Source organism: Alcanivorax quisquiliarum, assembly GCF_023051175.1.
GTDB lineage: Bacteria > Pseudomonadota > Gammaproteobacteria > Pseudomonadales > Alcanivoracaceae > Isoalcanivorax > Isoalcanivorax quisquiliarum.
In genome coordinates this window covers 1-14,945 of sequence record NZ_JALKII010000019.1, presented here as the reverse complement: position 1 = coordinate 14,945, position 14,945 = coordinate 1, and the positions used below count along the sequence as shown (strand labels likewise).

Below are 14,945 nucleotides of genomic sequence, written 5' to 3'. Positions count from 1 at the left end.
GCCAATCATATGCTGGAGGACAGAATCCGAGAGTGGAAGGCCCAGTTCCGCCGTGAGGGGCTCTCCGAGGGGCTGGAGCAAGGCCTGGAACAAGGTCTGGAACAAGGCCAGGCGCAAGCTGCCCGAGCCATCCTCCACCGCCAGCTGCAACGCCGCTTTGGCAGTGTCTCTCCCGATATCGCACAGCGGCTGGCCGACGCCAGCCGGCCCGAGCTGGATGCGTGGATAGATCGCTTCTACGACGCCGACACCCTGGAAGACGTTTTCCACTAATCACACCAAACGCTTGCCGCCCTTGCCGGGCGGCACAAGCGCAGAGCGGCCCCAACGCCCAGAGGAGCACGAGCGGAACGCTCTCTATGCTGCCCCGATGCTGCCCCGCTCTCTCGCATCCTTTGCTCTTCCACGCCCTTTGCTTTTTCGCGAAAGTCTGGCCACTAATGGATCCGGTTGTCATCTCCCGTTTTCGGCGACGATACGTCCTCTTGCAGCGGCCATGCCCCGCCAGCCCAGCAGTAAGGCCCGCACGCCAACAGCAAATCGCCTCCCGCCGCACTCTCTTGCGCTATAATTCCCGCTTTATCTATCGCCGAATGAGCTACCCATGCGTACTTTCGTGCTTCGCGCTCGCGCCGCCCCGACCGACAGCCAGGCCCTGCTCGCCAACGTGGGCGGAGAGGCACACACTGAAATCCTTGCGCATACCCTGATGAACAGCCTGTTCGTAGCCCAGTCCCACAGGCACGACGTGACCGTGCACCTGGTGCTGGAAAGCACCCGCGATTACTCTCGTACCATCAGTTTTACGGCCGCCGAGATACACCATATCGGCGGCTTCCATGAACAGGCGCTGCTGGCAAAAATAGCCACAGCGCTGGATGCATCTCAAGGCATGGGCAAAGAACAGACAAAACATGTGGAGCCTGGTATCCAGGTACGCACCTTGAGTTTTGAACGATTGGTAAAAGAGCTGGCGGAAAACCACTCACTCTATGTCATGGACAAGAAAGGCAGCCCGATCCGCACTCACCCCATTGCCGCGAACCCCTGCTTCATTCTCACCGATCACATTCCGATGCCGAAAAAAACCTTCAGCACCCTGCAACGGCTGGGTACGGAAAAAATCAGCCTGGGGCCCACCATGCTGTTCGCCTCGCAATGTGTGGTACTGATTCATAATGAGCTGGATTTAGCGGAGTGACCAAGCAGGTCGTGTGCGAGTTCGGCAGCGACACAGTCACCCCATCGGTTCTTTGCAGTGCTCGGGTGGCACTCCATTGTTACGCCACGCCTGGTCGCTTCTTTTCTGCTCACACCCTCCAGCTTGTCCGTGAAGCGCGACAACATAATTGCGCCCGGTATACGCCGGGCGCTGTTTCAATCCTTCGGTGATAACCCGCCCATTGAAGAAAAATATTCCACCCAATCCACCTGCCGACGCCAGTGCATAACCGCAGCAACATCACTCACGGCACGAGCACGAACGTCTGCACATCAACACCCTGCTTATTACTGCTGGGCTGAAGCGCGCGAGCCAGCCCAGAAACGGCTGGTTTTCGTGCCCGGCCACGCCCTCTTCCCTGAGGAGCCGGCGCAGGCGGAAGTGGAATATTCTCTTTCATAACGGAATAAAGGCCGAGCCTGGTGCAGAAAGCCAGCTGATCGACTGTCGCCGCTTTCCCTTGCGGCGGCTGGTAGCACGAGCAATCAATCATCCTGAGTGCGGCCCGCCAAGCACGCGCCTTTTACCGTAGTGGTCAGTGGGGCCGCTTGGTCAAGCTTGTCAGCCTTGCCTCGAACGAGGCGAGCTCTTCGTCTGTCATATTATAATCGGCAATGGTACGTTCAAGACGATCGAGAACAGCGTGGCCCTTCGGGCCGAGCTCATCTCGAATAGCCTGCATGCGGGCTTTGCGATCTGCGTCAGAGAGGGAGGTCAGTTTCGATTTTGTCATGAGATTGCTTCCTGATAATTGATATCCCGGCAAGTGCTGTGCATCGTGCCGGCCCGCATTATTATGCAACTTTTTAAAAAAGTCATGGCGTATATGCCATATGCGATATTTTCATGCTCAGGTGGGTCAAGCAAACCTGGCGGCCTGCCAGCATGGCAGGGCAGCCTGAAAACACAACCCGCACCAATCTCGAAGCCCGACCTGCCGCATCCTGATTCTGCGCAAGCTACCGGGCCGGGTACAACGCCTCATGCTCCCTTGCGCATAATCCGCTGACGTGGAGAGGAAAGCACGCGCTCGGAGCAGTTGCAAGACATGCGCCGCTCGACCAGGGAAGAAGTTGCCCACGCGGCAGAATGCGGCGATGCTCTGGGTGGCGCGCCACGGCGCGGCCGGCAGCGATCATGATAAGCGATAACACGGCGCTCTGCCCGCCGGATCAGGCCGATTGCCAGCCTGAGGGGGGCCGGGCGTGCCAAGAGCCTGAAGAGTCTGCAACACCGTCGTGCCAAATCAGCCCGCTCCTGGCACGCAGTGGCAATTCACAAGGCGCTGGATTGGCAGCATTGCGAACAGTGTTACCAAGGAGCAGGCACTCAAGCCGGCAGACGCCGCTGTCAGAACTCCTCCTCGTTCATCTCCATCAGGCTGCCGGCACCGGCACGCAACGTCACCGCCAACGACAAGGTGCGCGGTAGCAGACGCCGGAAATAAAAATCTGCAGCCTTGAATTTGCCATGGCAAAAACCGGGATCACCGCCGGCAGCCAGCTTTTCTTCCGCCGCCAACATCAGCTTCAGCCAGTAAAAGCCGACCACCACATAACCGGAATACATCAGGAAATCCACGGACGCCGCGCCGGCCTCGTCTGGCGCATTCAGGGCTGCCACGCCGGTTTCGGCCGCGAGCTGATGCCACTCCTGCGCCTTGTTTCTCAAGCTCGCCGCGTGCGCACCCACACGAGGATGCGCGACATGGGCATCGCAAAACGCGAGGATATCCGCCACCAGACTCGTCAACGCTGCCCCCTTGTCGAGCATAACCTTGCGGCCGATCAGATCCATCGCCTGCACTTGCGTGGTGCCTTCATAAATCGTTGTGACACGGCAATCCCGCATCAACTGCTCCATGCCACTCTCGCGGATATATCCGTGCCCACCGAGCACCTGCACACCGTGGCTCACCACCTCGTTGCTCACTTCGGTCACGAAGCCCTTCACAATCGGCGTCAGCAGCCCCAGCCGCTGCTGCGCGAACGCACGCGCTTCCTGTGTCGCCCCGTAATCCGCCACATCACACCAGCGCGCAGTATCCAGCACCAGTGCTCGGCATCCTTCGGTGAGCGCCTTTTGCGTGAGCAGTAACTGGCGGACCCCCGGGTGCACCAGAATCGGATCAGCAGGGCCATCCGGGTTTTGTGCACCGGAGAGCGCGCGGGATTGCAAGCGCTCTTTCGCATACGCCAGCGCCCCCTGAAAGCTGGCGTTGGCCAGGCCAAGCCCCGCCATACCGGAGCCAATACGGGCATCGTTCATCATCACGAACATGTACCTGAGCCCTTCATTAGGCCGCCCGACAATATGGCCGACAGCCCCTTCGAAATTCATCACGCAGGTAGGCGAAGCGGCATAGCCCATCTTGTGCTCGATAGCGCCGCAGCTCACGGCGTTTCTGGCACCGCCGCGGCCCTCCTCATCCACCAGAAACTTCGGCACCACGAACATGGAAATGCCGGAGGTGCCGCTTGGGGCGCCAGGCAAGCGCGCCAACACCAGATGAATGATGTTCTCCGCGCAATCATGTTCACCGTAACTGATGAAAATCTTGGTGCCCGACAACCTGTAACTACCGTCTTCCTGCGGCTCCGCGCGCGTGCGCAGCAGGCCCAGGTCAGTACCGCAGTGCGGCTCGGTCAAACACATGGTGGCGCTGAAGCGCCCATCGACAAAGCCGGGGAAATAACGGTGCTCCAGAGCGTCATCCCCAGACGCCTTGCCGCCCGCTTCCATCGCCATCATCACGCCGTTCGGCAAGCCGGTGAGCATCACCCACGGCGGATTGGTGGCACACATCATCTCGTTGATCGCGATCGCCAGCGACCGCGGCAAGTGCTGCCCGCCCCACTTTTTACGCGCCGTGAGCGCTGGCCAACCCGCCTCCACAAACCGAGCCCGCGCCTCCCGATAACCTGCCGGCAGCCGCACCTCACCGCCATCAAATTCACAGCCCGCTTCGTCACCGCTGCGATACAGCGGATGCAGCACCTCCTCGCAGAACTTGCCGCCCTGCTCCAGCAACAGATCGAACGTCTCCCGATCCACCTGCTCCACCTCCTTCAAGGTGGCGTAGTGATCGGTAAAATTCAGCATGTCGTTGACGACAAAACGGATATCGTCCAGAGGGGCGCGGTAACTGGCCATCGTATTCTCCCGGCGTTGGTAGCAGTGGCGTCCTGATCGGAAATCAGACTAATCGGCCAGTTACCGGGCAGCGATGACCGAGAATGCTGGAACGGTGGTGCAAACAGTCAATGTCGGGGCTGTGGGGTGTGTGGGGGGGGGGGTGGTCGGCACTCCCGGTACTTCTGGTACTTCCGAGATCGCCAGAACTGCCGAGACTGCTGCGGCCGCCGCCCCGCCACACCTGCGGAGTCCCGGCCAGCACGCCCAGCCTGCGATCCCGCCCTGCAGCGCGCGATGCCTGATGGATGCGCCCGACTTGACGCCCCACCGCATGAACGAGAGCATGTCAGAATAATAAAAATGATAGTCAGGAGCGCCCAATGACCACCTTCGAGCGCTGCGTATTTGCCGCAGCTGTCGCCCTCGGGCTGATCTACCTCATACTGCTCCCCGCCAAACCTTATGAGCTGAGCTGGCTGCTCAAACCCGTACCCATGCTGCTGTATGCCCTGCTGGCGTGGCGGGCCTGGCCGGGCAGCATCGGCATCTGGCTCGGCATCGGCTTCATCGGCGCCGCTGCCGGCGATTTCTTCCTCGATTACGGCGACCGCGACGGCCTGTTCATCCAGGCGCTGTGCGCCTTCCTCGTCAACCAGCTCGCATTCGTTGTCGCCTTCGCCCTGATGGCACGAGGCCAAAGCTGGCTGCGCTGGCGGATGCTGCCAGTGGCTCTCTACGCAGTGATAGTTGCCGGCTGGCTCGTCCCCGCTTCCGGCGCCTATCAAGTGCCCGTCGCCATTTATCTGCTGAGCCTGACAGCCATGGCCCTCATGGCCTGCCGCGTGGAAAACAAGCCCGGGCTGCTGTGGCTGGGCGCCACGCTGTTCGTGGTGGCAGACTCGCTGATCGGCGTCAACAAGTTCGCGCAGCCTTTTGCCTACGCCATCCCCATCATCGTGACGATATACTTCACAGGGCAAACCCTGATCGCACTGGGGCTGCTGCAAAACAAAGGACCACGGCCCACTTGACGGAGCCCTCCATGATCACCGAGCAAGACAGAACGCACCTGAAACGATGTGTAGAGCTCGCCGCCGAAGCATTGGCCAGCGGCGACGCACCCTTCGGCTCGGTGCTGGTTTCAGGCGATGGCAAAGTTTTGCTCGAAGAGCGCAACCAGGTGGGCGGCGGCGATCACACCCAACACCCCGAATTCGCCCTCGCCCGCTGGGCCGCGCAACACCTCACTCCCGACCAACGCGCCACAGCCACTGTTTACACCTCAGGCGAACATTGCCCCATGTGCGCAGCGGCACACGGCTGGGCCGGCCTCGGCCGGATCGTGTACGCCAGCTCGACACCCCAACTTGGCAACTGGCTTGCCGAGCTGGGCGTAGCGCCGTCTCGTGTTCGGGCATTGCGCATCGAAGAGGTGATCAGTGATACGCCAGTGGACGGGCCGGATGAGGTGCTGGCGCAGGCAGTGCGGGAATTGCAGATTCGGTTTCATGAAGGCGGTTGAGATAATTGTCAGAGGCTGGGGCAGGAACATTTAACAACGGTTAACGTGAGCCGTCATCAAAGCTGTTGACACGCCCCCTGAGGACTGGCCCATCGCTCACTAAGCTCGATGCGATCCAATAATAGATGTTCAGAAGAAAGTTTCGGGCCGCGCCTTACAGAGCCGGGTTACGGGTCAGCCGACAAGTCCGTAACAAATCAATATCAGGTGTCGTGCAAAAAGCGCCCCAAAACGCTTATTTTTTATTACTCGTGCGTTGGCCTCCAGATTTATATCGATATTGATGGCTTATGGATGACCAATCTCTCTCCACAGAAATTCTTCGTCTACCTGCTCAATAACACCAGTTTTTGCGATAATCGAGCCCAAGCAGTCAGCACTTCCGAAGCCCAGTAACCGCTTTCTTCTGAGCTCGACTATCAAGAGCAGCTTCCCTTGATAACACTCGGTAAATACAGATGGTTGATAGGCCCGGCTATCCAGCTCCATCATAGCCAGCTCCTGCCCCTTCATCGCTACAAGTTCTGCATAAGGGCGCCGTTCATATTCTGATCTTAAAAGCTCGAGATGTTGCCTGACCAATGGTTTCATTTCCTTTTTCTCTCCAGACTCTTGCTTGGCATCACTGAGCGTATATGCACTTTCGGCCCTACCAGTTTTGGTTAACAGTCGAGCTGCCGCACTCTTCAAAAATAAGGCTTTGTCGCCTGGAAGGTTCTCGCATTACATAGAGCGAAGCGGCCAACTCCTCTGATTAACAAGCGCCACCGAGCAAGCAAATTGTCCAATTGGCAATACACCGCCGGCTTAATAGTCAGAGCGATAAATGGTAATGGGTGAAGGCTGAGAAACGTGTAGGAGATTGACGACAAGGTGCCTGTCCCCTTGTGTGATCGCGGCCGATGCAGTGCAGTGGTAATAGGCGGTGGTATCCAGCGAAACCTGCTGGCTGCGTGGCCGGGCCATGGTCTTCCTCCGTGAAGTACAGGGTCAGATTAATGGCCGGTGCGAGAAACAGTAATGGGCGAAGGCTGAGAATCGTGTAAGAGATTGACTACAAGGTGCCTGTCCCTTTGGTTGGCTTTGGTTGGTTTATGGGGTTGTTTTCAGTCGTATATCTGTCGTCGATGGCCGACTTTCAGCACCAGCACTACCAACCTGTCATCCTGTATTTCACAAATCAGCCGGTAATCCCCCACACGATAACGCCAGTAGCCACCCAGCCGATCACCAATCAACACTTTGCCCAAGGCTCTAGGATCGGCTCGTTCTGCTACACGGCCATGCAGGTAGTCCCTGATTTGACGTGCCGTGGATTTGTCCAGTTTACGGAGTTGCTTTGCTGCTTTGGCTTCGTACTCAATCGTCCAGGCCAAGGTCACCCCACACATCTTCCGCACTCACCACGCGGGCCTTCCCTTCCCGCACTGCTTGGGATATCCGCACCGCATCGTAATAGTCTTCAAGGTCTTCAATCTGCTGCTCTATGGCTTCCCTGATATAAAACGCCTTGGATCGCCCAGTGCGCCGGGCCAGATCGGACAGGCGCTTGTCCAGATCATCGGGCAGTCTGACGGATGTGGCCATGGTGGTTATCTCATAGTGAATACATGTATTCATTGTACCCGGCCTTCCCCCTATAGGTACAGGGCGGTCAAGCCGCCCATTTCACCCCTACAGGTTTCCGGTACTTCAACCTGACCAGTTCAGGCCGCCGGGCGCTGCCTGGCCACCCCTTTCTGCTGACCAATCCACTTGAATGCCGCCTGATCATTGAACGCTAATCGGTGGCTGTCCCTGTTTGTCACCGGTGCGAGAAATGGTAATGGGTGAAAGCTGAGAATCGTGTAAGAGATTGACTACAGGGTGCCTGGCCTTTTGGGTGGCCAGCCTCTCGACCATCCAGGCGCGGCGGTGCTCGAACGAGCGGCCTGTCAACGCATCTTCACCACACAAGAACGCCCGCCGCACGCAGCGGCCGATGCAGTGGTAATAGGCAGTGGTGTCCAGCGAAACCTGCTGGCTGCGCGGCCTGGCCATGGTCTTCCTTCGTGAAGTACAGGGTCAGATTAATGGCCGAAGGGAAAAACGGTAATGGGTAAAGGCGGAGAAACGTGTAAGAGATTGACTACAAGGTGCCTGTCCCTTTGTGTGCTCTGTCTCAATGAGAGGGACGAGGCTTGGCCGTCATATCGATCCCCAGTGATCGGGTAACTGCCAGCAAAGTTTTCAACGTCGGGTTCCCCGTCTCGCTGAACGAGCGATACAGCTGTTCGCGCGATAGCCCAGTTTCCTTGGCCATCTGCGCCATCCCCTTTGCGCGCGCAACGACACCCAAGGCGTGAGCAATGTATGCCACGTCTCCGGTTTCCAGAGCATCCGAGATAAACTCGGCCAGCTCTTCCGGGCTATCCAGATAATATGCGGCATCAAATGTATGAAATTTTTCAGCTGTCCTGACCATATTCAGACCTCCACGCTTTCAACAGTTTCTGAGCCACCTTGATGTCGGTCGCCTGCGATCCTTTATCCCCACCAATCAGCAACAGCACCCACTGGTCCCCTTGCTGGTGAAAATACACCCGATATCCCGGCCCGATATCAATCCGCAGCTCACTGACCCCCTGCCCCACGCCCTTTACATCACCAGGCAACCCGGCCAGCAAGCGACTGATACGAGCGACTATGCGGCCCTTGGCCTGCCTATCTTTCAGACGACTCAGCCAGCGCCGGAATGTATCGGTTTCATACTGCCTCAGACTGGCCATTGTAGTCTAAAAATCACAATCGTCGCAACACTGACTATTGAATACGGCAACCCAACCCGCCACGCGGCCAGCCGCCACCACGGCGATACGAGCTTAGGCGTGACTGATGCCAGGGTGCGCGACAAAGCGATATTGGCCAGATATAGAGCAGCAGAGGTACCCCCTCTGGCAGAACCGTGCTTACTGGTCCCATTTTGGCTCACCGCTCGGCCGCAGCTTGGACAATGCCCTGTAACCTCACTCACCGCAGCTTGAAGTTTCGGTTCAGATGCCCGGTTATCTCCTCTTCCAACTCTATTGACTAATCGGCATCCGCAACGTCGCCGAGCCCATATTTGGAGTCGTCTCGGGTCGAAACCGATGTAGTGGTAATAGGCGGTGGTATTCAGCGAAATCTGCTGGCGGCGCGGCCTGGCCATGGTCTTCCTCCGTGAAGTACAGGGTCAGATTAATGACCGAAGGGAAAAACGGTAATGGGCAAAGACTGAGAAACCTGTAAGAGATTGACTACAGAGTGCCTGCCCCTTTGTGTTTCTTTGTGTCTTTGCGTGCCGCTCGGAGGGCCTGTTTGGCCGTTTTGATCGGCAGCAGCAAGCGGCCATCGCCAAATTCCTTGAATCCGAATTTCTGGTAGAAGCCAACAACATCTTCCCCCAGCGGGTCGACAACAACGAGCTGAATACCTAGCTCGTCGTGAAGGGCGATGCTCTTCCTCAATGCGCTGACTACCAACTGGACGCCAAGCTGATTTCCCTGAAAGGATTTGCAGACCGCCAGGCGGCCGATCAGGACGGCCGGAGCGGTAGAGTAAGGGATCCTTCCAAGATTCTCAGGCAGCAGCTCTGTATCCACGCTATGCGATGAGAGGGTGTAGTATCCAGCCATCTTGCGCGGGGTTTCGGTATCCGACGCGCTGACAGCGGCATAGCCACGCGCCAAGTTGCGACGGATATCATTGGATAGCTGGCGCGTCACGTAGTGATTCAGAGAGGAAACACCGCAATCAAATTGACTGCGGTCGTGTTGCGAGCGATCAAACGGTTCAATATTGAAAGCTTCAGGCATTCATCGGTTCTCCTTGTTTTTGGCCCAACCTTGCTCTCCTGGACCAAGAACCGATTTAACTGAACCGTTGCATGGCCTCTACCAGATAGTCGGTGGGGGCAGGTGGGTTCTCGATCAGATCCAATACCCGGAAGAACTCTTCATTGCTCACACGGGTAACTTTCGGCTGACTGACCAGCCGATCCGCCCGGTCGAGCGCGGTCTGCACCAAGAATTCCGTCAGCTTGGTACCGCTGATCTCAGCAGCTCGCACCAGCATGGCCTTGGTCTTGGCATCGACACGCAAATTGACGCGCTCGTCTTTCCGAGCAACGTTTGTAGCATGTGCACTCATGTTTCACTTCCTGAGCCCTGCTTAGGCTCCTATTCATTGATAGGCAGGGCCGCAGCCCGTCCAATGCAGACAACTGTACTCACAACGTGAGCACAAATCAACACTCTCGGCAGATAGAGCCAAGAGCGGCTTGGAAAAGCAGGAGCTGCGCTGCCCCCCCTCTGGCAGGATAGGCATAGAGATCGATGGCGAACACGTCTGTCAGCAATGCCAGCCTCTCAACCATCCAGACGCGTCGGTGCTCGAACGAGCAGCCGGTCAGCGCATCCTCACCACACAAGAACGCCCGCCGCACGCAGCGGCCGATGCAGTGGTAATAGGCGGTGGTATCCAGCGATATCTGCTGGCTGCGCGGCTTGGCCATGGTCTTCCTCCGTGAAGTACAGGGTCAGATTAAGGGCCAGGACAAGCAACGGTAATGGGCGAAGGCTGAGAAACGTGTAAGAGATTGACTACAAGGTGCCTGTCCCTTGGTGCCCCATGGGCTTTCGATCTGATGAAAGACTTACTTCTTGAATAAATCGCTGTGGCTTCCCATTCGATAGAGATACACCGCATCGTCATCGACCTGATATATCAATACCCAGTCCGGCTCAACGTGCAGATCACGGAAGCCTTTGTATTTCCCGGTTAAAGCGTGGTCACGCAGCTTGGCCGGCAATTTCGTGCCGGCCACCAGCGACTTGATGATCGATTCCAGTTTCTCCAGCTTCTTTCCCTGTTTCGCCAACAGCCGAGCGTCCCGTTTTATCGCGCTGGACCAGACAACTTCCCGCATGAGCTTCCTTTCTGCGCCTTAACCTTCGGCTTGCTCTTTTTCCCTGCACCGATGGCGGCCATGAAATCATCAGCGTTGCCCCGCTCCCCACCGCCACTGTGTACTTCGGCCATGGCTGCCTGGGTTTCCGCATTCGGCACTTTTACCCCTGGCAGCGTCCTGGTTTCCAGCAACTGATAAAAACTCAACCGGATGTAGTCGGAGACACTGATGCCCATCTTGCTACACAGCACTTCAACGCTGGCTTTCAGATCACTGTCAATTCTTGCCCTTACATAGGTATCCATCTTGCCACCTCAGAACGTAGCCCCTTTGTGACTACATTGTAGCTACGCCAACCACTCAGCGCAATCAGGCTAGTCCGCGCCACTATCTGCCGACCCCGGGAGGGGGTAGCCATGGACCTCCTTCGTGAAGTACAGGGTCAAATTAATGGCCGAAGGGAAAAACGGTAATGGGTAAAGGCTGAGAAATGTGTAAGAGATTGACTACAGAGTGCCTGTCCCTTTGGGTGACCACACAAGAACGCACGCCGCACGCAGCGGCCGATGCAGTGGTAATAGGCGGTGGTATCCAGCGAAACCTGCTGGCTGCGCGGCCTGGCCATGGGCTTCCTCCGTGAAGTACAGGGTCAGATTAATGGCCGAAGGGAAAAACGGTAATGGGTAAAGGCTGAGAAACGTGTAAGAGATTGACTACAGAGTGCCTGTCCCTTTGGGTGGGTGCAACCTCAAATAAACAAAAGCAGCTTTTATTACTTTCGATATACAAAGCAAATTTTTAGCCTTTAAATAACGCCAGAATCCCTGACAACCAAAACTCCGGTGATGGCTGCGATCAATTATTTCAAGGACGGTAAACAAATGAAGAGAAACAACGTAATTGCTATAGCACTATTCTCTCAAATAGCTTTCGCGCACGGCGCACCAATAATGTATGAAAGAACAGATCTCGTCACATCTGCTGTTGAGCAGGGCGTGCTAGATATAGATGGCTTAAGCGACACTTTCTCGGGTACTATTGCCTTTCAAAAACAATGCATTTCTATACCAGTAAACTTCACCTGCGAGTTCTCTCTGAGCACACGCATTTCCGACAATGGTACAGAAATGGCGATCAAGCTATCCGACCTTGCTTCAAGCGGCCCGGGCTGGTGTAGCGGCATCACCGCATTCAACCCAAGCATTCCGTGGTCGGGGCAGATACCATACTCCGAGCTTCCAACCAGAAATCCGCCTCCTGCGGTTGGGCTGTACGACTCCATCCCCTTCAGCCTTTACGACGTGTCATTTATGACCAGCTGCGGCTCCTGTGCGGGAACGCTAGGCGCCAGCTATACAAATGCAGGGGGAGGTGCGATAAACCTTAGCGGCTCTCTCCCTTCCCTGCCTGGCCAGCCAGTCGGTAACTGCAACCTTTCCGGATCTCTAAAAAGCGATTCTTTCGCGTACGAGCTCTGGCATTAAGCGGCTCTCGAAACCAAAGCATTCAGAAAAACCTTGTCACTTGCTGTCATTTTCCCAATAAATTAGGTGTCCACGTATTATAAGTGGGCACCTATCAAGGGTGTGGGAGCCGTCGTACCAAAACGCCAGCCGAGCGCCGTCGCTACTCGCCAACGCGAGATGCCAAGGGCTTCCACCACCGGTCTGTTGCTGCGCTACAGCCTCCACACTAACCTGAATTACATGTGGCGCCCCGCAGCCGAAGGCAGCCCCAAGTCGTAGGCACAGAAAGGGACTATCCAGACCCCATACCGCCACCCTCCTCGGCGATAGCCGAAACAGTGAGCTGTCAGACAGGGAAGATGACCAGGGGCCTTTTCCTAAATCGGTTTATGGATGACCAATTTCATTCCAGAGAAACTCTGCATCCACCCGTTCACCAATACCACTTTCGGTGATAATCGACCCCATACAATCGGTGCTCTTAAAATCAAGTAGAAGCTTCCTCTGAAGCTCAACTACCAGCAGTAGCCTCCCCTGATACCACTCCGTAAACACAGAAGGTTGGTAAATTCGCCCATTTACCTCTATCGGGGCTAGCTCAAGCCACTTCATTGCTGCGAGTTCCGCGTAAGGCCACCGCTCATAACCCTCCAGAGCCATGCTCGCAGGTTTCGTTTTCGCCCACTGCTCGCCCGCAGCTTGGACAATGCCCTGCAACCTCACTCACCGCAGCTTGAGGTTTCGGCCCAGGTACTCGGCTATCTCCTCTTCCAACCCCACTGACTAACCGGCGTCTGCAACGTCGCCGAGCCCACATTTCGACGTATCTCCGATCGAAACCGATGCACTGATAATAAGCGGTGGTACCCAGCTAAATCCGCTGGCTGCGGGGCCTGGCCATGGCCTTCCTCCTTGAAGTACAGGGTCAGATTAATAAAAACGGTAATGGGCAAAGACTGAGAAATGTGTAGGAGATTGACTACAAGGTGCCTGTCCCTTTGCGCACAATGCCGCTACTCGCCCAAGAGCGCGCTGAAGCTGAGCCGGGATAGGGTTCTGCGGTCGAAATACTGGATTGAAGCAACGCTCTGACACTACCCGCCCTACTCCACCACCTTGCTCACAGTTGCCGGCGCGTGGCGCTGACACAAAAGTCGCTAGCCTAAAAGGGGGAGGCTGGCACCGGCAAGCTCATGGTAGCAGTGAGCCGGAATGCCGCTATAGGAAAAAGCTGAAGATGGTGTAAGACATTGGCTATTGGTTTTGCGCGAGATTCGCTATGGCGTTCTGTCGGGGGAGTTGCGAGATTCGCCATAGCGATCTGTCGCATGGCAGCCACAGAATTAGTGATATCAACCCATTGGCCCGGTGTGTGGGGCTGGTCGTGAGCCGGCAACTTCAAATTTCAGCACGGCGGCCTTGCGGGGGCGCATCAGGGCCAGCCATTCTGCGCTGTCGAGGTTCAGGCGCTGCATTACGTTTGCGGCAGCCGCAGGGATGGCATGTCGTTTGCCGGGTTGTTCGGCGCGGCCGGTCCAGTCGACGAGTGCCAGGTAATCAGAGAGGGCGAACTGGCGTATTGGGCAGGGAGGGTCTTCGCAGGGCTCTACGTCTGGCCGGTGACCGAGCTCGATGAGGCGCGGCAAGGCGAGGCCGTCAGGGGCATCCTCGGGGTCTGCGGCAACGGCGATGCCGGAGTGCGGCGAGGCAAGCTTGCGGGTGGCGCCCGTGGAGCTGGTTGCATCCGTGGCGCGTGCCACCGCTGTGGTGTCGGCCCTTTGGATTGCATCGGCGTCAGAGGTAGCGCCCGCCTTCAAGGCAACGCGATCAACCACGGCTGCGCCGGATCGAAACTCGCCTGCCACCAAGCCACGGCAACGCTGCTGATACGAGGTGTAATCCCCCTCCTCCGGCACCGTAGCCAGCCCGGCTCGGACGGGGTTCAGATCCACATAGGCCATGCAGCGCAGAACGGAGGCTTCATCGCGCAGGGCGTGAACCTTGAAGCGCCCTTCCCAGAAATGGCCGGTGCAGTGATCTTCCTCGTTGGCGCGGCGGGCGATATGTTCGTTCAGGCAGCGCATGAACCAGCTTAAATCCGCCAGCCGCTGGCGCCACTTGGCGATCTCGGCCAGCGCCTGATCGTGGGTGGCAGCATCCAGCTCGCCGCCTGTCAGCCACTGATGCACGCAGCGGGGGCCGGTAAAGAGCCGCAGCCAGCGCTGTGCAATGTCGTGATCGCTCCAGGCGTCCATTCTGGCGGGGTTAATTCGCACCACCAGATGATAATGGTTTGCCATCACCGCGTAGGCATACAGATCGATGGCGAACACGTCTGTCAGCAATGCCAGCCTTTCAACCATCCAGGCGCGGCGGTGCTCGAACGAGCGGCCTGTCAGCGCATCTTCACCGCACAAGAACGCCCGCCGCACGCAGCGGCCGATGCAGTGGTAATAGGCTGTGGTATCCAGCGATATCTGCTGGCTGCGTGGCCTGGCCATGGTCTTCCTCCGTGAAGTACAGAGTCAGATTAATGGCCGAAGGGAAAAACGGTAATGGGCGAAAGCTGAGAAACGTGTAAGAGATTGACTACAAGGTAAGCGTCCGGCGAACCCATCTACCCGCCGTCATTTCCCCCAGTAACTTAGGTGTCCACCTATTTCTAAGTGGACA

At 57.2% G+C, this 14,945-nt stretch carries 18 protein-coding genes and 2 pseudogenes; 5 read left to right on the top strand and 15 right to left on the bottom strand.

Going from position 1 to position 14,945, the window contains the following annotated elements:
• Together MU846_RS14365 and trmY are read left to right on the top strand one after the other, a co-directional pair.
• Positions 1-273, top strand: a 273-nt coding sequence (locus MU846_RS14365; RefSeq protein ID WP_246953950.1) for a DUF4351 domain-containing protein, incomplete at its 5' end; no start/stop codon positions are given.
• Positions 274-604: 331 nt separating this feature from the next.
• A complete protein-coding gene (gene trmY, locus MU846_RS14360; RefSeq protein WP_246953948.1) occupies positions 605-1,201 on the top strand; it encodes a tRNA (pseudouridine(54)-N(1))-methyltransferase TrmY in 597 nt (198 codons plus the stop codon).
• A 556-nt stretch (positions 1,202-1,757) separates the two neighbouring features.
• On the opposite strand, the gene MU846_RS14355 is transcribed toward trmY, so the two are convergent.
• Both MU846_RS14355 and MU846_RS14350 read right to left on the bottom strand, forming a co-directional pair.
• On the bottom strand, positions 1,758-1,955 hold the full coding sequence (locus tag MU846_RS14355; protein ID WP_246953946.1) for a hypothetical protein: 198 nt from the start codon (positions 1,953-1,955) through the stop codon (positions 1,758-1,760).
• A gap of 617 nt (positions 1,956-2,572) precedes the next feature.
• A complete protein-coding gene (locus MU846_RS14350; RefSeq protein ID WP_246953944.1) occupies positions 2,573-4,375 on the bottom strand; it encodes an acyl-CoA dehydrogenase C-terminal domain-containing protein in 1,803 nt (600 codons plus the stop codon).
• A gap of 362 nt (positions 4,376-4,737) precedes the next feature.
• Here MU846_RS14350 and MU846_RS14345 point away from each other — a divergent pair, with 362 nt between their 5' ends.
• Entirely contained in the window at positions 4,738-5,388 is a 651-nt protein-coding gene (locus MU846_RS14345; protein ID WP_246953942.1) for a lysoplasmalogenase, read from the top strand.
• 11 nt (positions 5,389-5,399) lie between these two features.
• Positions 5,400-5,879, top strand: coding sequence for a nucleoside deaminase (locus tag MU846_RS14340; RefSeq protein ID WP_246953940.1), 480 nt, complete (start codon positions 5,400-5,402; stop codon positions 5,877-5,879).
• A gap of 288 nt (positions 5,880-6,167) precedes the next feature.
• On the opposite strand, the gene MU846_RS14335 is transcribed toward MU846_RS14340, so the two are convergent.
• The 12 genes and pseudogenes from MU846_RS14335 to MU846_RS14280 all read right to left on the bottom strand — a co-directional run.
• Positions 6,168-6,470: a hypothetical protein gene (locus MU846_RS14335; protein ID WP_246953938.1), complete on the bottom strand. Its 303-nt coding sequence runs from the start codon at positions 6,468-6,470 to the stop codon at positions 6,168-6,170.
• A gap of 515 nt (positions 6,471-6,985) precedes the next feature.
• Complete coding sequence (locus MU846_RS14330) at positions 6,986-7,255, bottom strand: type II toxin-antitoxin system RelE family toxin (RefSeq protein ID WP_306799436.1); 270 nt, start codon at positions 7,253-7,255, stop codon at positions 6,986-6,988.
• A complete protein-coding gene (relB, locus tag MU846_RS14325) occupies positions 7,239-7,466 on the bottom strand; it encodes a type II toxin-antitoxin system RelB family antitoxin (protein ID WP_246953934.1) in 228 nt (75 codons plus the stop codon). Before relB ends, MU846_RS14330 begins: the two co-directional genes overlap by 17 nt.
• A gap of 300 nt (positions 7,467-7,766) precedes the next feature.
• Positions 7,767-7,919 (bottom strand): annotated as a pseudogene (locus MU846_RS14805) (transposase); the annotation flags it as partial.
• 121 nt (positions 7,920-8,040) lie between these two features.
• The gene (locus MU846_RS14315) at positions 8,041-8,343 is read right to left on the bottom strand and encodes an addiction module antidote protein (RefSeq protein WP_246953930.1); all 303 of its coding nucleotides are present in this window, start codon (positions 8,341-8,343) and stop codon (positions 8,041-8,043) included.
• Positions 8,327-8,647, bottom strand: a complete 321-nt coding sequence (locus tag MU846_RS14310) for a type II toxin-antitoxin system RelE/ParE family toxin (RefSeq protein WP_246953928.1) — start codon at positions 8,645-8,647, stop codon at positions 8,327-8,329. The genes MU846_RS14315 and MU846_RS14310 overlap by 17 nt, the downstream gene beginning before the upstream one ends.
• A gap of 507 nt (positions 8,648-9,154) precedes the next feature.
• Positions 9,155-9,712 (bottom strand): GNAT family N-acetyltransferase, encoded by a 558-nt coding sequence (locus MU846_RS14305; protein ID WP_246953926.1) that lies wholly within the window; start codon positions 9,710-9,712, stop codon positions 9,155-9,157.
• Positions 9,713-9,767: 55 nt separating this feature from the next.
• Positions 9,768-10,046 (bottom strand): type II toxin-antitoxin system TacA family antitoxin, encoded by a 279-nt coding sequence (locus MU846_RS14300; RefSeq protein ID WP_246953924.1) that lies wholly within the window; start codon positions 10,044-10,046, stop codon positions 9,768-9,770.
• A 97-nt stretch (positions 10,047-10,143) separates the two neighbouring features.
• A complete protein-coding gene (locus MU846_RS14295; RefSeq protein ID WP_306799435.1) occupies positions 10,144-10,410 on the bottom strand; it encodes a Type I secretion system protein TolC in 267 nt (88 codons plus the stop codon).
• Between the two features lie 141 nt (positions 10,411-10,551).
• Positions 10,552-10,824, bottom strand: a complete 273-nt coding sequence (locus MU846_RS14290; RefSeq protein ID WP_246953923.1) for a type II toxin-antitoxin system RelE/ParE family toxin — start codon at positions 10,822-10,824, stop codon at positions 10,552-10,554.
• The gene (locus tag MU846_RS14285; RefSeq protein WP_246953921.1) at positions 10,794-11,111 is read right to left on the bottom strand and encodes a type II toxin-antitoxin system RelB/DinJ family antitoxin; all 318 of its coding nucleotides are present in this window, start codon (positions 11,109-11,111) and stop codon (positions 10,794-10,796) included. Before MU846_RS14285 ends, MU846_RS14290 begins: the two co-directional genes overlap by 31 nt.
• 227 nt (positions 11,112-11,338) lie before the next feature.
• Positions 11,339-11,431: pseudogene (locus MU846_RS14280) on the bottom strand (Type I secretion system protein TolC); the annotation flags it as partial.
• Between the two features lie 256 nt (positions 11,432-11,687).
• Between MU846_RS14280 and MU846_RS14275 the strand changes: the two are divergent.
• A complete protein-coding gene (locus tag MU846_RS14275) occupies positions 11,688-12,290 on the top strand; it encodes a PraA/PraB family alkane oxidation protein activator (protein ID WP_246953919.1) in 603 nt (200 codons plus the stop codon).
• A gap of 1,334 nt (positions 12,291-13,624) precedes the next feature.
• Here MU846_RS14275 and MU846_RS14270 read toward each other — a convergent pair.
• A complete protein-coding gene (locus tag MU846_RS14270) occupies positions 13,625-14,773 on the bottom strand; it encodes a transposase (protein ID WP_246953917.1) in 1,149 nt (382 codons plus the stop codon).
• Positions 14,774-14,945: the final 172 nt, after the last annotated feature.

Excerpts from the sequence above, each read along its gene's own strand:
- MU846_RS14290 (WP_246953923.1), bottom strand. The coding sequence starts at position 10,824 with ATGCGGGAAGTTGTCTGGTCCAGCGCGATAAAACGGGACGCTCGGCTG.
- MU846_RS14335 (WP_246953938.1), bottom strand. The coding sequence starts at position 6,470 with ATGAAACCATTGGTCAGGCAACATCTCGAGCTTTTAAGATCAGAATAT.
- trmY (WP_246953948.1), top strand. The coding sequence starts at position 605 with ATGCGTACTTTCGTGCTTCGCGCTCGCGCCGCCCCGACCGACAGCCAG.
- MU846_RS14315 (WP_246953930.1), bottom strand. The coding sequence starts at position 8,343 with ATGGTCAGGACAGCTGAAAAATTTCATACATTTGATGCCGCATATTAT.
- MU846_RS14275 (WP_246953919.1), top strand. The coding sequence starts at position 11,688 with ATGAAGAGAAACAACGTAATTGCTATAGCACTATTCTCTCAAATAGCT.
- MU846_RS14295 (WP_306799435.1), bottom strand. The coding sequence starts at position 10,410 with ATGGCCAAGCCGCGCAGCCAGCAGATATCGCTGGATACCACCGCCTAT.
- MU846_RS14350 (WP_246953944.1), bottom strand. The coding sequence starts at position 4,375 with ATGGCCAGTTACCGCGCCCCTCTGGACGATATCCGTTTTGTCGTCAAC.
- MU846_RS14310 (WP_246953928.1), bottom strand. The coding sequence starts at position 8,647 with ATGGCCAGTCTGAGGCAGTATGAAACCGATACATTCCGGCGCTGGCTG.
- MU846_RS14345 (WP_246953942.1), top strand. The coding sequence starts at position 4,738 with ATGACCACCTTCGAGCGCTGCGTATTTGCCGCAGCTGTCGCCCTCGGG.
- MU846_RS14285 (WP_246953921.1), bottom strand. The coding sequence starts at position 11,111 with ATGGATACCTATGTAAGGGCAAGAATTGACAGTGATCTGAAAGCCAGC.
- MU846_RS14270 (WP_246953917.1), bottom strand. The coding sequence starts at position 14,773 with ATGGCCAGGCCACGCAGCCAGCAGATATCGCTGGATACCACAGCCTAT.
- MU846_RS14300 (WP_246953924.1), bottom strand. The coding sequence starts at position 10,046 with ATGAGTGCACATGCTACAAACGTTGCTCGGAAAGACGAGCGCGTCAAT.
- MU846_RS14305 (WP_246953926.1), bottom strand. The coding sequence starts at position 9,712 with ATGCCTGAAGCTTTCAATATTGAACCGTTTGATCGCTCGCAACACGAC.
- MU846_RS14340 (WP_246953940.1), top strand. The coding sequence starts at position 5,400 with ATGATCACCGAGCAAGACAGAACGCACCTGAAACGATGTGTAGAGCTC.
- relB (WP_246953934.1), bottom strand. The coding sequence starts at position 7,466 with ATGGCCACATCCGTCAGACTGCCCGATGATCTGGACAAGCGCCTGTCC.
- MU846_RS14355 (WP_246953946.1), bottom strand. The coding sequence starts at position 1,955 with ATGACAAAATCGAAACTGACCTCCCTCTCTGACGCAGATCGCAAAGCC.